The organism is Hymenobacter siberiensis, from assembly GCF_018967845.1.
Taxonomy (GTDB): domain Bacteria; phylum Bacteroidota; class Bacteroidia; order Cytophagales; family Hymenobacteraceae; genus Hymenobacter; species Hymenobacter siberiensis.
Genome location: NZ_JAHLZZ010000001.1, coordinates 4666176 through 4683807, shown reverse-complemented (window position 1 = coordinate 4683807; position 17632 = coordinate 4666176). Strand labels below are relative to the sequence as shown.

The following is a 17632-nucleotide window of genomic DNA, read 5'->3' as shown; positions in this document are numbered from 1 at the left end:
AAAGCTAACAGCTAACCGCTAAGGGCTAACAGCTAATTTACTTGATGTTGTAGGATTCCAACAGGGCCTGATACTCAGGGGCGTTGCGGCGGCGCATGGATTCGTTGCGGGCCAGGTCCTGCACACGCATCAGCCCGTCGATGACCTGCTCGGGGCGGGGCGGGCAGCCGGGCACGTACACATCGACCGGGATGATGCGGTCGATGCCCTGCAGCACCGAGTAGGAGTCGAAAATTCCGCCCGAGCAGGCACAGGCACCCATGGCCAGCACCCAGCGGGGCTCAGCCATCTGCTCATATACCTGCTTCACGATGGGGGCCATTTTCTTGGCGATGGTGCCCATCACCATCAGCAAATCGGCCTGACGGGGCGAGAAGCTGGGGCGCTCGGAGCCAAAGCGGGAAATGTCGTAGTGCGAGCCCATGGTGGCCATGAATTCGATGCCGCAGCAGGACGTGGCGAAGGGCAGGGGCCAGAGCGAGTTGGCGCGGGCCATGCCCACCACCTTTTCCAGCGAGGTAGCAAAGAAGCCGGCGCCTTCCACGCCCTCGGGCGCTTCAACGGATTTAATTTCAGGAACTCGGTTATCAGCCATAGTTATAAGAGACAAGCAGATTAGGCAGCTTTCGACACTTGGGCGGGCCCGTTTTCTAACACCGGCGTGGCGGCGAAAGTTTGGGCCATTGGTGCTTCGTTCCAGCGCAAAATGCCCTTTTTGATGATGTAGAAGAAGCCGGCCAGCAGCAGCGCCATAAATACCAGCATCTCGATGAAGCCGGCGTGGCCCAAGGCGCGGAAGTTCACGGCCCACGGATACATGAAGATAACCTCGACGTCGAACAGCACGAACACAATGGCTGTCAGGAAGTACTTCACCGAAATAGGCGTCCGGGCGTTGCCCACCGACTCGATGCCGCACTCGAAGGAAGCATCCTTCACGGTGCTGTGGCGCTTGGGGCCTACCAGGTGCGAGACAATCATGGCGAAGGCCACAAAAGCCAGGGCCAGGCCAAATTGGATGAGTATCGGCAGGTAGTCGGACGGCTGATAACCGTTGACGGGCAGGGCTAGGTACATAGCGGTCAATTATATAGCAAGCAGGCCTCACGGGCGCTGAAGGGCAAAGGTAGCGCCCACGGGGTTGGGGCGCAATGTTGAGGCGACAACCGCTACGTGGACGGCCGGTTTGGGCCGGCGATGGCGGCCCGTTGGGGTTGCACCGGTCGGGAATATTCGGCGTATTGCTGGCTTTTGCTTGGATGTGCTTCCTTAATAGGGGCAAGCTGGGCACTATCCTTCCTCCCTATGTCTAATCCTGCTGATACTTCGGGCAACTTTATGGCGGCTAATACGGCCCTGGCAGAACGAGAGCACCAGCTTTCGGTCCTTTTCGATACCATTGTCGATGTCACGTTTGTGCTGAACGTGGAGGGCGAGGGGCGCTACCGGTTTGTGTTCGCTAATAAAGCGTTTGAGAAAACGACCGGCCAGCCGGTAGAGCAGGTAGTGGGCCGCTACGGGGGGATATTATTCCGGAACCCTCGCTCAGCCTGGTGCTCAGCAAGTACCGCGAAGCCATTGCCAGCATGGAACGTGTGGTGTGGCAGGAAACGACCGATTACCCCACCGGTCAGGTAACGGGCGAAGTGAGCGTAACGCCCGTGCCCGACGAAGACGGCCGCTGCTGCCAGCTGCTGGGCGTGGTGCACGACCTCACTAAGGAAAAGCAGGTGGAAAAGGCGTTGCGCATCAGCAACGAGCGGTTGGCCTACGCCCTGAAAGCCACTACCGATGCCATTTACGACTGGACCATCAGTGACGACTCACTGTATTGGGGTGAGGGGTTTGAAAATCTATTCGGCTACCAGCTAGCGCAGAATCCCATGCCCTTCAGCGAGTGGGCCGACTATGTGCATCCCGACGACAGCCCGCGCGTAGTGGCCGGCCTGCGGCACGCGGCTTTCGAAACCACAAATCTGTTTTGGCAGGAGGAATACCGGTTTCGGCGGGCCAACGGCACCTGGGCCGAGGTATTTGACCGGGGATACCTGCTGCGCGACGCGGCGGGCCGGGCCGTGCGCATGATGGGGGCCATGCAGGACATCACATCCCGCAAGCAGGCTGAAGGGTTTTCCAATTGCATCTGCACGTTTCAGTCGGCCCAGGAGGCGCTGGACAAGCTGGTGAGCAAAAAGCAGCGCGTGCCTCAGATAATATTCCTGGACCTGAACATGCCGATAATGGACGGCTGGCAGTTTTTGGATGCCTTGGCACCCTACCAGGATGCCCTGCGCGGGACCTGCCACATCTATATTCTCACCTCGTCGCTGGCCCTGAAGGACCTGGAGAAATCCAGGCATTACGACCTGGTGGCCGACCTGATTCATAAGCCGGTGGACAGCAAAGAAATCCGAGTCATTCAGTCGCTTTTTGAGTATGATGAGATTGTTGATGATGAGCCCTGCGACTGCTGAATGGGCGTAGAAAGGTATTCTAAAACACGAAAGCCGCTTCTGGTGCAGAAGCGGCTTTCGTGTTTTAGAATACGTGAGGAAACTGCTTCAAGATAAAAAAACAGTTCCGGTGGCCAGCTTCTACAAGCCTTTGTCGCGGTTCAAGTCCTCCTTGGGCTCCGAGCCCAGGAAGGGGTAGTGGTAGTCCGTCACGGGCACGAAGGTTTCCTTGATGGCGCGGGGCGATACCCAGCGCAGCAGGTTCAGGATGGAGCCGGCCTTGTCGTTGGTGCCGGAGGCGCGGGCCCCGCCGAAGGGCTGCTGGCCGACTACGGCGCCGGTGGGCTTGTCGTTGATGTAGAAGTTGCCGGCAGCGTGGATGAGCTTCTTCGAGGCCAGGTCGATGGCGTACCGGTCCTGCGAGAAGATGGCGCCGGTGAGGGCGTAGGGCGAGGTCGAATCGACCAGCTCCAGCGCTTCTTCGAATTTGTCGGCGTCGTAGACGTACACCGTTACCACGGGGCCGAACAGCTCGTCGCACATCGTGATGTATTTAGGGTCTTTGGCCACGATGACGGTGGGCTCGATGAAGTAGCCTTTCGACTTGTCGTAGCCGCCGCCGGCGATGATTTCGGCGTTCGGGTCGGCTTTGGCACCGTCGAGGTATTTGGCGAGCTTATCGAAGGAACGCTCGTCGATAACGGCGTTGATGAAGTTGCCGAAGTCTTCCACATCGCCCATTTTGAAGGAGGCAAGGTCTTCCTTCACGTAGCCGAGAATTTCATCGGCTAGGTTGCTGGGGAGGTACACGCGGGAGGCAGCAGAGCATTTCTGGCCCTGGTACTCGAACGCGCCGCGCGAGATGCCCACGGCCACGGCTTTGGCGTGGGCCGAGGGGTGGGCGAGGATGAAGTCTTTGCCGCCGGTTTCGCCCACAATGCGGGGGTAGGACTTGTAGCTGGCAATGTTCTGGCCGATTTCCTGCCAGATGGTCTGGAACACCTTGGTGGAGCCGGTGAAGTGGATGCCGGCAAAGTCGCGGTGCTTGAACACCACATCGCCCACCACGGGGCCATCGGCGTAAATCAGGTTGATGACGCCGGCGGGCACGCCCGCTTCCTCGAACAGCTCCATGAGGACTTGGGCCGAGTAGACCTGGGTATCGGCTGGTTTCCAGACTACCACGTTGCCCATCATGGCTACCGACGAGGGCAGGTTGGCGGCGATGGACGTGAAGTTAAACGGCGTGAGGGCGAATACGAAGCCTTCGAGGGGGCGCTGCTCCAGGCGGTTCCACATGCCGGGCAGGCTCTCGGGCTGCTGCTCGTACACCTGCCGCATGAAGTGCACGTTGAACCGGAAAAAGTCAATCAGCTCGCAGGCGGCGTCGATTTCAGCCTGGAAGGCGTTCTTGCTCTGGGCCAGCATGGTGGCCGCGTTGATGCGGGCACGGTAGGGGCCGGCCAGCAAATCGGCAGCTTTGAGGAAGATGGCGGCGCGGTGCTCCCAGGGCATTTCGGCCCAGGCGGTGCGGGCGGCCAGGGCGGCGTCGATGGCCTGCGTAACGTGGCTGGCGTCGCCGTAGTGGAAGTGGCCGAGGGTGCGCTGGTGGTCGTGCGGCGGGCTGATGCGCTTGAGGTTGCTGGTACGCACTTCCTCGCCGCCGATGTGCATGGGGATGTCCAACTCCAGGTTCTTCAGGCGCTTAAGCTCCTGCTGCAGCTCCAGCTTCTCTTTCGAGCCGGGCGCGTAGCCTTTGACGGGTTCGTTAATCGGGACGGGGACGTTGAAAAAGCCGTTGGCCATGGTGGGTTCGGGTTAGGTTGAAGGAGGGTTTGGGGTGGGATGGGGCAAAGGTAGAGGGAATCTGAAGTAGCCGCAGTCGCGTTAGAAACTTGAATTCTTACGTTTCCTTGACTCTGCTTCATAGAAGCGAACGGTAAAGTTCATTGTGGACCTTATCCCTTTACCACCTAGCAGCGCAGGAGCAAATCTTAGCGTTGATACTATCTGGTTGGCATCCTCAACAAGCAGGCTGTTGCTGGTATACTCAAGTTTTAAGCAGGTAGCACTGCCATCTTTATCCACGATTACTCGGTACATGACAGTGCCTGTTTTATCCTTACTACCAGTATAGTTGACTAATTTTTCCTTGCCGGAAGTCACTTTTGGAGGTACATCGAATAACATTAGCCCTACGTTGCCTTTGTCGATAAAGCTTTTCCAAAAACGGTCCTCTGCCGCATACAGCGAATCACAAGGAGATTGTGCATAGCAGCTAACAGATGCAGACATTATGCAAATAATGGGAAAGATAAACTGCTTCATAAAACTGCTGAAAGGATTATCCATTCAAAACTACAGCTGCCCCAGCAGCTCACGCACCTGCCGCGTGAGGCCGTCGCGGGAACTGGTGTTGTGCAGGGTCGCGGCAAAGTTTGGGTAGTCGTCCATCGCAATTTCGCTGGGATGGTTGTCGTCGCGGGTGCCGTCGCCGCGCTGCTGGAGCGGGTCGCCTTCCACGCGCAGCATGAGGCCGCCACGGGCGCGGATGGGGTCGGCCTCGTTGGCGAAGCGGATGTCGGGTACGAGTATGAAGGCATCGGGTGGCAGGGCCGCGAAGAAGGCATCGACCCAGACCAGCGGCTCCCAGTCGCGCAGGGCCTGGCCTACTTGCTGGAGCATTTCGCCCCGCGTGCGGTGGAAGGTGGGCACCAGCTCGGCCTTGCCTTTCTGGGAATAATAGGGGGCCACATCCTCGCCCGAAAGGGCGGCGCAGACGGATTTGATGGAGTCGCCGAAGGAGCGGATTTGCCAGTTGCGCTCGGGCTGAAGCTGCTGAATGAGGCGGGCCACGGTGTCTTTGCCGCTGCCCCGGCGGCCGGATAGGCCAATGAGGTGTACCATGGAATTGGTGGGAAACAGTAGAACCTCATGCCGAGCGCAGCCGAGGCATCTCGCTCGCATCGTTCAACGATTGAGTTACTGCGGCACGCGAGATGCCTCGACTGCGCTCGGCATGACGTTCTTTTTTGGGTTATTACAAAAACGCCTTTAGTTCGCTCAAACAGCTGATTTCGTGCGTTATCGTATTGAAGTGCCGGCGCTTGTCGGGATTGAAATACACCTGGTCGATGCCGGCGTTGTGGGCGCCCAGTACGTCGCATTCCAGGTTATCGCCAATCATGAGGCTTTCGGTGGCAGTGGCACCGGTACGCTCCAGGGCGTGCGCAAACATGCGCGGGTCGGGCTTGAGGTGGCCACTGTGCTCGGAAGTGATGAGCTCCTGGAAGTAGTGCGTGAGGTTGGACGAATCCAGCTTGAGGGCCTGCACATCGTTGAAACCGTTGGTGACAAGGTGCAGGTGGTACTTGGGTTTCAGGTAGTCCAGCACCTCGTGGGTGTAGGGAAATACCGCCGATTTCAGGGGCAGGATGTCCGTGAATTCCGAGGAAATGCTGGCCGGAATATCACCTTCGGCCACCCCCAGCTTCGTTAGCGTCCGCACAAAGCGGGTTTCCCGCAGTTGCTTCTGCGTGATTTTATTGTTCTGGTACATACGCCACAGCGCGTGGTTGATGTCGCTGTACACGCTGATAAACTGTTCCACCGCAAAGGTGCCGTAGCGGGCAAAATCGTGCCGCTCATACAGCGTGTGCAGAGTTTCGTTGGCGTTTTTCTCGAAGTCCCACAGCGTGTGGTCGAGGTCGAAGAAGAGGTGGCGGTATTTCATTATGGGTTTAGTTATCAGTTGTTGGTTGTCAGTTGTTTGTTTTGTTGAATAAGCCTTTAAACCAATAACGGGCAACCAGTAACTGACAACTAAAGTCACAGCGAGCCGGCCAGGGCCATGCTCAGCACGCCCGCCAGCATAATGCCCTTACAGAACGTGCTGAGGTGGCGGAAGTGCCGTCGCCGGTCGGCTCGAATGAGCAGGCGCGTCAGCTGGGCCATGGGCAGCAGCACCAGCAGCAGCAGCCACAGCGCCAGTGGCCAGTGCCCGCTCACCAGCAGCCGGCCCGTAGCGCCCAGCGTGAGCAGCGCCAGGCAGGCCAGAAAAAAGCCCGCCACCCACTTGGTGCGCGCCACGCCCCACACAAGCGGCACCGTGCGGCAGCCGTGCTGGGCATCGCCGCGCATGTCTTCCACATCTTTCACGATTTCGCGCACCATGGTAAGCAGGAACGCGGCCAGCGCGTAGGGCCACACCACGCTGTTGTTGTCGTGGCGCTGGAGCTGCAATTGCAGCTCGGGCAGCAGCACCAGCGCCGCCGTGAGGGTGGCAATGCTGAGGTTGCCCACCAGCGCCATGCGCTTGAAGCGGGCTGAGTAGCCCCATAGCAGCAGTGCCGCGCCCAGCGTGACGGCCCCCAGCACCGGGTGCAGCCAGCCGGCCACCAGCACGCCCACGCCGCTGAGCACCATGTGGGCCAGCATGGCCATGCGCCGGTTCACCACGCGGCCAATCACCAGCCGGTCGGGGCGGTTGATGGCATCAATTTTTACATCGTAATAGTCGTTGATGATGTAGCCCGCCGCCGCTATCAGCAGCGCCGCCCACACCAGAAGCCCGAAGCGCGGGGCCAGCAGCGACTGCCGCAGCGGCAGGCCGGGCAGCAGCAGGCCGGCCCGCACCAGCGCCAGGCACAGCAGCATAATCAGCAGGTTGGGCCAGCGCACCAGCGTGGGCAGGGCCGTGCGCAGCCCCCCGGTGGGGTGCGGCGGGGGCAGGGCGGGGGCAGGCGGCTTGGGGGGCAGCTGGTTCATCGGCAGAGCGCGGGGCGAAGTGCAAAGGTCGGCGAAAGTGGCGGGCTGTTGGTGGGCGGTGGGCGCGTGCCGGGCACAAAAAAGCCTCTCCGTGGCGGGAGAGGCTTCTGCGATGGCGCGGGGGCAGCCATCAGAGCGTTTTCAAGCTCAGATTTTGCGCACGTTCACGGCATTGATGCCTTTGCGGCCTTCCTGGGTCTCAAATTCTACCCGGTCGTTTTGTTGCACTGTGGTCCCGTTCAGGCCCGTTACGTGTACGAAAAAGTCTTCTTTCGTTTGGTCGTTGGTCACGAAGCCATAGCCTTTGGCCTCGTTAAAAAATTTGATGATGCCGGTTTTCATGCAAAAAACAAAAAGGAAAAGAAAAACCGCCCGGGTAAAGGCTGCGGAAAGGCCTGAAACGGCACCAATAATGCCATTCCAAACCCGCTTACGCGGGAAACCAACGCGGGGTTGGCCGGCCGGCGGCTCAGGCTCGTCCGTTATTGGTTATCGCGCCACTCGTACACCCACTTAGCCTGGATTTGCTCCAAGTGGCCCTCGGTGGCCTGCTCGCGGGTGCCGTCGAAGTTGTTCAGGCTCAGTATCCAATCAATCAAATCGGTGAAGCGGATGCGGTAGATTTTTGCTTCCGTGAAGTCGTCGCCGAACTTCTCGTAGAGGGCCATGGCAATATCCTCGTGGTCGGCCCAGTGCATGGGCGGCTCAAAGTGGTTCACGGATGAAATGTGAAGATGTGAATTAATGTGAAGATGTGAAAATGCTTGATTTAAGAAATAGTGCGCTGCTGAAAGCATTTTCACATTTCCATATCAATCATATTTTCACATTTAAAAACCTAGTGTCCCAGGAAGTGCTGGGGCGGAATGGTGACGACGAGCTGCATATCGGCCTCCACTACGCACTGGCAGGCCAGGCGGGAGTTGATGCGCGGGTTTTCGGCGCGGTCGATGAAGTCCTCTTCTTTATCGGAAATCTCGGGCAGGTCGTTGCCGCCGGAGTTGATGTAGACGTGGCAGGTGCTGCAGCCGCACACGCCGCCGCAGTTGTGCTGCAACTGAATGCCGTTGTTCAGGGCCACGTCGAGCACCGACTCGCCAGAGGCCGCCACGTGGGTCTGGGCCGGCTGGCCGTCGTTGAACTGGAAGGTGATGGTGGTGGCGGAAGCGGACAAAACGAGAAGCGAATAAGACGAATAATAGACGGCATTTGCCACTGCAAAGGTACTGCCTCCGGTCCCGGCATCAAAGCTGGGCCTGGATGCTGGCTGTGAGCTGCCCATAGAGCGCCTGCCAGGCCGGGTGGGCCGCCAGGGCGGCGTGGTGGGCGGCCAGCGTGGGCGCATCGTGCCGCACGGCCGGCCCGGTCTGCACGCCAAACGGTGAGTTGGCCAGGGCTTTCGCTACGGTTTCGCGCACCAGCGGGGCCAGCAGCTCGGCCGGCAGGGCGGCCTCGGCCAGCAGGGTATCGGCAATGCCCAACAGGTGGTTGGTGAAATTGTTGGCAAAAACGGCTGCCACGTGCAGCTTCAGGCGCTGGGCCGAGGCGAGCTGCCGCACGTGCCGGCTGAGGCTGCCGGCCAGCGCCAGCAGCGTGGCTTCGGCCCCGGCATCGGCCGCCTCAATGCACAGCGGCACCGTGGGCCAGTCGATGGCGCGGCCGGGACTGAAAGTCTGGAGCGGGTAGAACACGCCGCCCCGCACGGCCGGCTGCACTTCGAAAATCGCCAGGGGCAGGGCCCCAGCCAGGTGGGCCACCAGCGCCCCGGCGGGCCAGGTGGTGCCGGCCAGCAGCGGGGCCACGGCAGTATCGGGCACGGCCAGCAGGTACACGTCGGCGGGGGGCAGGGGCGCGGCCAGGGTGGCCAGGGCGGGCGTGCCGGGCAGCGTGGCCGCCAGGGCTTCGGCGGCCGTGGCCGTGCGGCTCCACACGAAGGCCAGCCGGTGGCCGGCGGCCACCAGAGCCGGAGCCAGCTGGCTGGCCACACGGCCCGCGCCAAACAGGCCAATTTGCAGGGAATCAGGATGATTAACTATCATTAATTAATGATATAATATAAAATTTATAAAATAGGATAAACGATTGACTGCGTTATTGCTGCCAGTGCAATGGTTGAGGTCGCTGCAAAAAGGCGCGGGTTCACTGATTTGTGCCCAAAGTTTAGCAACTTGTATCCCCAAAGCTACCGGCTAACCTGTAAGTTAACTGGCACAGCGGCTGGTTACACTCATTCGCTCAACCCCATAATTCTCTCTATTCACCCATTTTACACCCTCTTTTCAATGAACCACCACTACAATCGTTCGGGGCCAAATGCGCGTTTGCGGCATGTTGCCCTGGCCGCGCTGCTGGCCACGGGTACCGCCGTGGGCGCGCAGGCGCAAACAACCCTTAACTACCCGGTTGCCAACACCCAGAACCTGGCCGGCACTTACTCCGACCTGGGCACGACCGGCACGGTCATCAGCACTTCGAGCACCGACGACGCCAACTCGGCCGAGCAGCTTATCGGGTTCAACTTCGCCTACAACGGCGCAACGATGGATCGCTTCATTCTGAACACCAACGGCTTCCTGAAGCTAGGCGCGGCGGCTGGTATGACGGCTCCTACCGTAGCCCTCTACACGGCCTATGCTGAGTTTAACAGCGGTGGCACGCTGCTGGGCACCGGTGCCGACGATATCAACCTAGTGTCGCCCTTCAACTACGACCTGCTGAGCGGCACCAGCACCGCTGAGTACCGCATGGTTACCACCGGCACCACCCCCAACCGGGTGTGCACCATTCAGTGGAAAAACGTGGCCGATAAAGCCCAGCTTTCCCAGGCCGGCGGCCCCAGCATCGCGAACCAGTACGCCAACATGGCGTTCCAGGTGAAGCTGTACGAAGTCAACGGAACCATTGACTTTGTGTACGCGGCACCAACTGCGGCGGCGGCGGCCAACAACAACTTCAAATATGCCCAGACGGGCCTAAAAGGCGCCGGCAACGGGGCTACTCAGATTGTACGGGTTACTAAGGGTTCGATATCGCCGTGGGGTGATGCGGCCGTGACCTTTGCCAGCGGCCCCGTAACGGCCGGTGCTACCGGCGCGTTCAACTTCCGCCAGTCGGTGCCGCCGGACAATGGCCGCACCTACCGCTTTGTGCCCACCGTGCCCAACGATGCCGGCATTTCGCAGCTCTACACCATCAACCAGCTGGCGGTGCCCGGTGCGGCTCCGCACGCGGTGAAAGCCCTGGTGAGCAACAACGGCACCAACTCCCTGACCAACCTGGTGGTGACCCTGAACGTGACCGGGGCCAACACCTTCACCAATACCCAGACCATTGCGGCGCTGGCCGTGGGCGCCAGCGCTACGGTAACGTTTGCCGCCTACACGTCGGCCAACCAAGGCACCAACACTGTTACGGTTTCGGTACCGAACGACGACAATACCCAGAATAACTCCAAGGCTGAAACCCAAGTGGTGAACACCACTACCTTCTCCTACGTTTCGCCGGGCGTGGGGGCTTCCAGCGCCGTGGGTTATCCCTCGGGCAGTGAGCTGGGCTTCGGAGCCAAGTATTCGCTGAGTACGGCCCGTTCGGTAACGGCTGTGCGGGCATTTGTGTACGATGCCCCTTCTAGCCCACCTACCCAAAAAACGACCGTGGGTGAAACTCTCTACGGCATCGTGCTCGATGGGACGGGTACCGTACTGGGCCGCTCAGCCAATTTTGTAGTGACGGCTGCCGATATCAACGCCATGCACACCTTCACCCTGACTTCACCGGTAACGGTGCCGGCCGGTGACTTTATTGTGGGCATGGTGCAGGTATCGCCGGCCAGCAACGGCACGGCTTCGTTCTTCCCCATGGGGGTGCAGAGCGAGTCGCCCACCCGCCCGGGTACCTTCTACCGCTTCTCGCCCGCCGGAGGAACTCCGACGGATGCTGCCGCCGGTACCAGCCGCTACCTGGTGGAAGCCGTGACGGCTGCCCCGGCCAACAACGACGTGGCCGTGAATGAGATTCAGGGCTACGGCTCGGTGGCCGTACCGGCCGGTAACCCCTTCAGCCTGCGTGCCGTGGTGCGCAACGCCGGGGCCGCCGCCATCACCGCCCCCACCGTGGTTACGCTGAACATCACCGGAGCCAATACCCTGACCCTGACCCAGACGGTGACCTCGCTGGCTGTGGGCGCAACCAACGTAGTGAGCTTCGCCAACATCAGCCTGGCTAACGCCGGTGCCAACACCGTGACCGTGACCGTGCCCAACGATGACGTGAACGGCAACAACTCGGTGGCGCAGGTCATGACCACGAGCCCCACCAAATTCTCGTTCATCGCCCCCGGCGTAGCGCCCTCCGGTGCTTTCGGGGTACCGGTAACTACTGCGGCCCGCACCATTGCCTTCTGCGCCAAGCTCACCGTGAATGCCACGCGCGATATCTCGGCCGTGCGCGCCTTTATCTACAACGACCCCAACCTGCTCACCAGCAATACTGCCGTGTTTGGCGTAGTGGTGAACGCTACCACCGGGGCTGTAATTGGCCGCTCGGCCGACTACACCCTCACTGCCGCCGACCTGGGCCAGCTGCACACCTTCAACCTGACGGCCAACGTCCCGGCCGGCGATTTCCTCGTGGGCATTGCCCAGGTAACGCCCGCCAACAGCACCGCCGTGTTCCCGGTGGCTGTGCAGGACGAAACGCCTGCCCGTCCGGCTACCTTCTACACCATCAACATCACGACCACCACGGCCACGGCCCCGGTCGATGCCGCCAGCAACAACTCGCGCTACATGATTGAAGCCGAAACGGCTACTCCTAACACCTGCCCCACGCCTACGGCCCTGGCCATCACGGGCAGCACGGCTACCTCGGCTTCGTTCTCGTTCACGGCTGCAGCCGGTGCTACGGGCTACCAGATTGTGTACGGCGCGCAAGGCTTCACGCCCGGTGGTGCCGGCAGCACTACCTCGGCCACCTTCACCGGTACCACCTACACGCTGACTGGCCTGTCGGCCAGCACGACCTACGATTTCTACATCCAGACCATTTGCAGCGCCACGTCGCTGAGCGGCCTGGGTGGCCCGGTACGGGTGACCACGGCCTGCACGCCGCCCACCATCGCTGCCTTCCCCTACGCTCAGAACTTCGACGTGGTGGCTGCCAACCAGGCATTGCCCTGTGGCATTACGGTAACCGATGTGAACAACGACGGCTTCACCTGGCGTGCCACCAGCACCGTGGTAGACCCCGCCGCCACCAACGTGGCCCGCTCGGCTCCCAATGCCATGGTGTACTCCTACAACAACCAGGGCCCGACCCCCACGGTAGCGGCCAACGACTGGTTCTTCACCCCGGCCCTGAGCCTGGTGACCACGCAGCGCTACCGCGTGTCGTTCTACTACCGTGTGGCCACCGGTGGCTACACCGAAGGCCTGGAAGTGAAGTACGGCACCGCCGCCACGCCCGCAGGCCAGACCAACCTCCTCTACACCAACACGGCCATGACCAGCGCTGCGTACTTGCTGGCCAGCAACGCCACCACCCCGGCTGTGCTCGACATCACGCCCGCCACGGCGGCCAGCTACTACGTGGGCTTCCACGCCATCAGCCTGGCCAACCAGGGCTTCCTGGCCGTGGATGACTTCTCCATCACGGCCGGCCCGCTGGCTACTTCGGAGGCGCTGAAGCGCGCCGTGAGCGTGTTCCCGAACCCTTCGAACACGGGCGTGTTTAACCTCGAAATCCACGGGGCCAACGCCCGGCAGGCCATGAGCGTGGAAGTAATCAACATGCTTGGTCAGCGCGTGTACACGGGCTCGGCCAAGGACAATTTCAGCAACAGCGTGAACCTGTCGTCGCTTGCTTCGGGCATCTACTCCCTCAAAGTGCGCAACGGCGAGGAGTACACCCAGCAGCAGATTTCGATTGTGAAGTAAGCTTCGGCTTCGCTGCACTTCGGCAAAAGGGCCGCCCATTGGGCGGCCCTTTTTTTGTGTCTGCGTCAGGAAAGGCAGGCCGGGTTTGGAAACCTGATTCTTACCTCTGGAAAATAAGATTACATGCCTGATATGCTCGTCACGAATGAGATTGCGAAACAGCGGTAGGGTGCGGGGCCCGCCCCCGCCCGGCGTTGAACGAAGCAGTTGTAGCCGTTCAACGCCGGGCGGGGGCAGGCTCCGTACCCTACTTCGCTTTTCGCAATCCATTTCGTGACCATTATAATTCGATTATCTGCGGTAGCAGCAAGAGTACCAATGAATGGGATGCTAGAAACAAGAAAGCCATTCCTGCGCGCAGGAATGGCTTTCTTGTTTCTGATTGGGAGGTTTACCCCACTGGCTGGGGCCGCACGGCCCGCCCGCTGGACTCGGCCGGCGCTTCGGCTTCGGCCGATGTATCGGCCAGCACGCCTTTGCCGCCGCGCTGCCGCACGCTCAGCCCAAAGCCGATGGCCATGAGCAGCGTACCGCTCCAGAGCAGGTTGATGAAGGGTTTTTCCATCGCCTTCAGAATCACGTAGTCTTTTTGGGTGGTGCTCACGCCGAAGGTGAACTTGCCTTTGGCCGGGTCTACGGCGTTGAAGGTGATGCGGACGCCGAGGTCTTCGGCCTCGTCGGGCAGGCTGCCCACCATGCGGTTGCGCACCACAAACACGGGGTGAACGTGGTACTGGCGCTTTTCGCCGTACACAATCATGTCGGCCTGCAGGGCGAGGTCGCCTTTTTGCAGGTTGAGGCCGGCGGTTTCGTGCGCTGCCTCCACGGCCCGGAATACGGCAAAGTAGTCGTTGAGGAAAATGGTATCGCCCACGCTCAGTACCGATTCCTTGGCCTCGCTCCAGGGCTTCTCCTTGCGGGGGTCGAGCACCGAGCTGATGTGCGTGTAGATGTCGTGGCCCCAGAATTTCTTAATGGCAGGCGAGGCCAGCAGGCCGCCCATTTCCTCATTCACCTGCGCCCGGGGGTAGAGCGTGAACTGCTCGCCCGACTTCTGGTCCTTGTAATTGATGCGGTAATAGGTGTTTTCGGGCAGGATTTCAACCGTATCGCCGGTGGCGTAGTAGGTCTTGCCATCAACGGCAATGGGCGTGCGGGCCACGGCCTTGTAGTCGTCGTCGGTGCGGTACAGGAACTGCTTGTCAACGTAGCCGGGCACGCCGGGCACCTCAAAAAACTGGCCCGTGTAGGTGAGTTGGTAGCCGTGCATAGGCGCGGTTTCGTTGCGCCACAGCAGCACGTTGTCGCGGTTCAGGTCTTCGGTAAACTCCCGCGAATACAGCAGCCCCGACACGTTGCGCGAAATGATACTGGAGTAGCCCGACGACGCCAGAATGCCCAGCAGCATCAGCGCGATGCCCAGGTGGGCCACCGCGCCCCCCGACAGGCGCACGCCCCGCCGCAATAAGGTGAAGATGGTACTAAAGTTGGCCAGCACGCCAAACAGGCCCGCCAGCGTGAGCACCACGTAGGCCGGCGAGATGGTGAGCTCGTTGTAGCGCACCAGCAGCACCACCAGCGCCGTGCCCAGCAGGGCCAGTAGTGTGGGCGCGGTGAGGGAGTTGATAAGAGTTTCTTTGGTATTGCGCTGCCACCACATCACCTGCGCGATGCCCGAAAGCAGGGCCACGCCCACACCCATCCAAAGCTGCAGCTTGGAGTAGTGGGCAATCTGGTCGGCCGGCAGCGCCACGTTGGTCTTGATTCCAATCAGGCCCATAAACGAATTGTAGACCGGAATACTAGTCGTGAACAGCACCTGGAACGCGCCCAGGCACAGTACCGTGGCCCCCACAAATACCCACAGCTCGGGGTTGTAGGCGTTCAGCTCTTTGGCTGAAATCGGAATCTCTTTCCAGCGCCAAATCAGCAGGGCCACGGCCAGCACCGTGAAGAAAGCCAGGTAGAGGAACAGCTGGCCCGACAGGCCCAAATCGGTGAACGAGTGCACCGAGGCATTGCCCAGCACGCCGCTGCGGGTGAGGAAGGTGGCGTAGAGAATGAGGATGAACGTAGCCACCACCAGCGCAAACGCGGTGCGCAGGCCGGTGCGGCGCTTCTGCCACAGCACCATGCCGTGCAGCGAGGCCACCAGTACCAGCCAAGGGATATACACGGCGTTTTCGACCGGGTCCCAGTTCCAGTAGCCGCCGAAGTTCAGCGTTTCGTAGGCCCAGTAAGCGCCCATTACCACGCCCACGCCCAGCACGCCGCCGCCGATGAGCGTCCAGGGCAAAGCGGGTTTCACCCAGGCCGTGAGCTCCTTTTTCCAGAGCGCGGCGATGGCGAAGGCAAACGGTACCAGTGTGAGCGCAAAGCCCAGGAACAGCGTGGGCGGGTGAATCACCATCCAATAGTTTTGCAGCAGAGCATTCAGGCCGGTGCCGTCCTTGGGCACGAAGTTGGGGTTCATCTTCCACACCGGCAGGTCCGTCAGGAACTCGCGTAGCAGGATAAACGGCGACGAGCCAATCTTCACCCCGCCGAGCACCACGCCCACAATCATGCTCACGAGAAACACCTGCACGCCGCTGAACACGGCCATTACGGGTGCTTCCCACTTCTTATTGTAGCGCATGATAAACAGGCCGATAACCACATGCCAGAAAATCCAGAGCAGGAATGAGCCCTCCTGGCCTTCCCAGAAACAGGAAATCATGTACTGCACCGGCAGGTGGTTCGAGCTGTGACTCCAGGCGTAATAGTATTCGTAGCGGTGCGCGTGAATGATGTTGAACAAGCACACAATCACGGAGATAATGGCTATGGCGTGCACGAAAAACGCGCCGCGCCCCAGCCGCAGCCAGCTGGCGTCTTCCTCGCCCAGCGCCCGGCCCCGCGAGGCCTGGAAATAGCTATACGCCGCCACCAGCGCCGCCGCGAAGGCCAGAATGACGCTGAGGTGGCCGATTTGTCCTACTAATAAGTTCATAAGCAACAAGTAAAATCAGGCGGTTACCGCTGGTACGGGCGCGCAGGGACGCACCACTTCGTAGCGGTTAAGAATTCTCGGATGGAACGACTCGGGCAGGGTAGCCCAGTCGTGCGTATCCACAAAAATCGGGAGGTTGCTCTCGGTCAGCGCTTCGCGGAACCCGGCGAGCAGGCGGCCCGGCAGCGGGGTCAGGTCGGGGGTGCGCAGCACCAAATCCAAGTCGCTGCCCTCGTGGTGGTTGCCGTTTACGCGGCTGCCGTAGGCCCACACGGCAACTTCGGCGGGCAGGTGCCGGGCGATGAGGTCGTGTACTAAGGCGAGGTCTTTGGGGCGCAGATGCAGCATGGGTCAGGCTTGTTGGCGCAGGGTGGCGAGCACCGCGTGGGTATCGCTGATGAAGGTGGGCAGGGAACTCACGATTTTCTCGGCAAACTGCATCCCGTATTCGTGGGCTGAAGTGTTGCGATTGTCGCGGTGCAGCAGCCAGCGGTCCACTTCATCGAGGCTAAGCAGGCCATGCTGGACCGCCAGCCGCAGAATATGCTTGAACGGTACTTCATTCAGCTCACGGGTCGAGGTCACGTATTCACGCAGCACCTTGCGCAGCAGCCTCACTATAATTTCGAGTATCAATTCAAACTCCTTCACGCAGGCCGCCCGAAAAAGGTCATGGTCGTCGTTGGTCGGACTGGTCACGACCAGCCGGGCATGCGCGCGTTCCAGCGTAGCCAGGCAGCGTTCCAGAGCGGTTAGGTCGAGCGTGTCCATGAAGCAGAATGCAGGAAAAAGGCAATGGTGAAAATTTCGGGGCCACCCAAGCAATGGCAAATTTACGGCCGCGCCGCTGGAGCCGGGAGACTCAATAACAATCGGTCGGTGAAAAAGTCGCGGGCCCAGGCATTTGAAACGGGTCTAACTAAAAACCAGGCAGTGTGGGCAACGAATTTTCGTTGCCCACACTGCCTGGTTTCCGGTCAGGGGCTGTCAATGCTTAGTTGATCGAAGCTGTCGCGCCCTTCAAATCCTTCTTCACGTACTTACTGGGGCATTTCAGCAGAATCTGGTCGGCCATGAACACGTCGCCCTTCATGCAGCCAGTGATAACGACCTGCTCGGAAGCGTCGAAATCCTGGGGCTTGGGGTTGTTGTACACCACGCGCTGGGCCAGGTGTGTGGTGTCGACTAGCGTGAAAGCGAAGTAGTTAGGGTCTGATACCGGGTCATACTCCAGGCCCATGGGCTTCTTCTGGGAATCGCGGGGCAGCTTGCCTACTACGTGCACTTTGGTGGTGTTGCCCTCGGCGGCCCGGGTGCGGGCCTCGCCAAAGCCCACGTACACGCTGGCATCGGCCGTGGTGCTGAGAATGATGGCGGCGGCTACCGCGATAATGGCAACAATGAACAGATGCGTCTTCTTCATATACCACGGATTAGCACGGATTTAAGCGGATTTCACGGATTTCGTGGATGGCGCTGGCTCCGGG

General features: G+C 60.4%; 17 protein-coding genes and 1 pseudogene. 3 read left to right on the top strand and 15 right to left on the bottom strand.

The annotated features are described in order from the left end of the window. Positions 1–37: 37 nt before the first annotated feature. Positions 38–595 carry an NADH-quinone oxidoreductase subunit B gene (locus KQ661_RS20565; protein WP_226915664.1) on the bottom strand — a complete coding sequence of 186 codons (558 nt, stop codon included), beginning with the start codon at positions 593–595 and terminating at the stop codon, positions 38–40. Positions 596–696: 101 nt separating this feature from the next. Next, positions 697–1077, bottom strand: a pseudogene (locus KQ661_RS20560) (NADH-quinone oxidoreductase subunit A); the annotation flags it as partial. Positions 1078–1197: 120 nt separating this feature from the next. Here KQ661_RS20560 and KQ661_RS23200 point away from each other — a divergent pair. Then, the gene (locus KQ661_RS23200) at positions 1198–1638 is read left to right on the top strand and encodes a PAS domain-containing protein (RefSeq protein ID WP_394369650.1); all 441 of its coding nucleotides are present in this window, start codon (positions 1198–1200) and stop codon (positions 1636–1638) included. Further along, positions 1527–2474 (top strand): PAS domain-containing protein, encoded by a 948-nt coding sequence (locus KQ661_RS22955; protein WP_317196159.1) that lies wholly within the window; start codon positions 1527–1529, stop codon positions 2472–2474. The genes KQ661_RS23200 and KQ661_RS22955 overlap by 112 nt, the downstream gene beginning before the upstream one ends. A gap of 120 nt (positions 2475–2594) precedes the next feature. On the opposite strand, the gene pruA is transcribed toward KQ661_RS22955, so the two are convergent. From pruA to KQ661_RS20510, 9 genes are all read right to left on the bottom strand, one after another. Further along, positions 2595–4259 carry an L-glutamate gamma-semialdehyde dehydrogenase gene (pruA, locus tag KQ661_RS20550; RefSeq protein ID WP_216727029.1) on the bottom strand — a complete coding sequence of 555 codons (1665 nt, stop codon included), beginning with the start codon at positions 4257–4259 and terminating at the stop codon, positions 2595–2597. 81 nt (positions 4260–4340) lie between these two features. After that, positions 4341–4748, bottom strand: coding sequence for an energy transducer TonB (locus KQ661_RS20545; protein ID WP_216690261.1), 408 nt, complete (start codon positions 4746–4748; stop codon positions 4341–4343). Positions 4749–4811: 63 nt separating this feature from the next. Beyond that, the gene (locus tag KQ661_RS20540) at positions 4812–5360 is read right to left on the bottom strand and encodes a hypothetical protein (protein ID WP_216727900.1); all 549 of its coding nucleotides are present in this window, start codon (positions 5358–5360) and stop codon (positions 4812–4814) included. 133 nt (positions 5361–5493) lie between these two features. Further along, positions 5494–6186 (bottom strand): YjjG family noncanonical pyrimidine nucleotidase, encoded by a 693-nt coding sequence (locus KQ661_RS20535; RefSeq protein WP_216727031.1) that lies wholly within the window; start codon positions 6184–6186, stop codon positions 5494–5496. Positions 6187–6281: 95 nt separating this feature from the next. After that, positions 6282–7220, bottom strand: coding sequence for a geranylgeranylglycerol-phosphate geranylgeranyltransferase (locus KQ661_RS20530; RefSeq protein ID WP_216727032.1), 939 nt, complete (start codon positions 7218–7220; stop codon positions 6282–6284). A 147-nt stretch (positions 7221–7367) separates the two neighbouring features. After that, positions 7368–7562 (bottom strand): cold-shock protein, encoded by a 195-nt coding sequence (locus KQ661_RS20525; protein ID WP_216690257.1) that lies wholly within the window; start codon positions 7560–7562, stop codon positions 7368–7370. 140 nt (positions 7563–7702) lie between these two features. Continuing rightward, positions 7703–7939, bottom strand: a complete 237-nt coding sequence (gene iscX / locus KQ661_RS22415) for a Fe-S cluster assembly protein IscX (RefSeq protein WP_226915663.1) — start codon at positions 7937–7939, stop codon at positions 7703–7705. A gap of 119 nt (positions 7940–8058) precedes the next feature. Further along, entirely contained in the window at positions 8059–8394 is a 336-nt protein-coding gene (locus KQ661_RS20515; RefSeq protein WP_226915662.1) for a 2Fe-2S iron-sulfur cluster-binding protein, read from the bottom strand. 70 nt (positions 8395–8464) lie between these two features. Continuing rightward, on the bottom strand, positions 8465–9259 hold the full coding sequence (locus KQ661_RS20510; protein WP_216690255.1) for a Rossmann-like and DUF2520 domain-containing protein: 795 nt from the start codon (positions 9257–9259) through the stop codon (positions 8465–8467). 282 nt (positions 9260–9541) lie between these two features. Between KQ661_RS20510 and KQ661_RS20505 the strand changes: the two genes are divergently transcribed. Then, a complete protein-coding gene (locus KQ661_RS20505) occupies positions 9542–13153 on the top strand; it encodes a T9SS type A sorting domain-containing protein (RefSeq protein WP_216727897.1) in 3612 nt (1203 codons plus the stop codon). Positions 13154–13544: 391 nt separating this feature from the next. Here KQ661_RS20505 and ccsA read toward each other — a convergent pair whose 3' ends face one another. From ccsA to KQ661_RS20485, 4 genes are all read right to left on the bottom strand, one after another. Continuing rightward, on the bottom strand, positions 13545–16145 hold the full coding sequence (gene ccsA / locus KQ661_RS20500; RefSeq protein ID WP_216690253.1) for a cytochrome c biogenesis protein CcsA: 2601 nt from the start codon (positions 16143–16145) through the stop codon (positions 13545–13547). 15 nt (positions 16146–16160) lie between these two features. After that, the gene (locus tag KQ661_RS20495; protein ID WP_216690252.1) at positions 16161–16493 is read right to left on the bottom strand and encodes a nucleotidyltransferase family protein; all 333 of its coding nucleotides are present in this window, start codon (positions 16491–16493) and stop codon (positions 16161–16163) included. Between the two features lie 3 nt (positions 16494–16496). Next, positions 16497–16916, bottom strand: coding sequence for a nucleotidyltransferase substrate binding protein (locus KQ661_RS20490; RefSeq protein ID WP_216727896.1), 420 nt, complete (start codon positions 16914–16916; stop codon positions 16497–16499). 223 nt (positions 16917–17139) lie between these two features. After that, entirely contained in the window at positions 17140–17568 is a 429-nt protein-coding gene (locus KQ661_RS20485; RefSeq protein ID WP_216690250.1) for a cytochrome c maturation protein CcmE domain-containing protein, read from the bottom strand. Between the last annotated feature and the right edge of the window lie 64 nt (positions 17569–17632).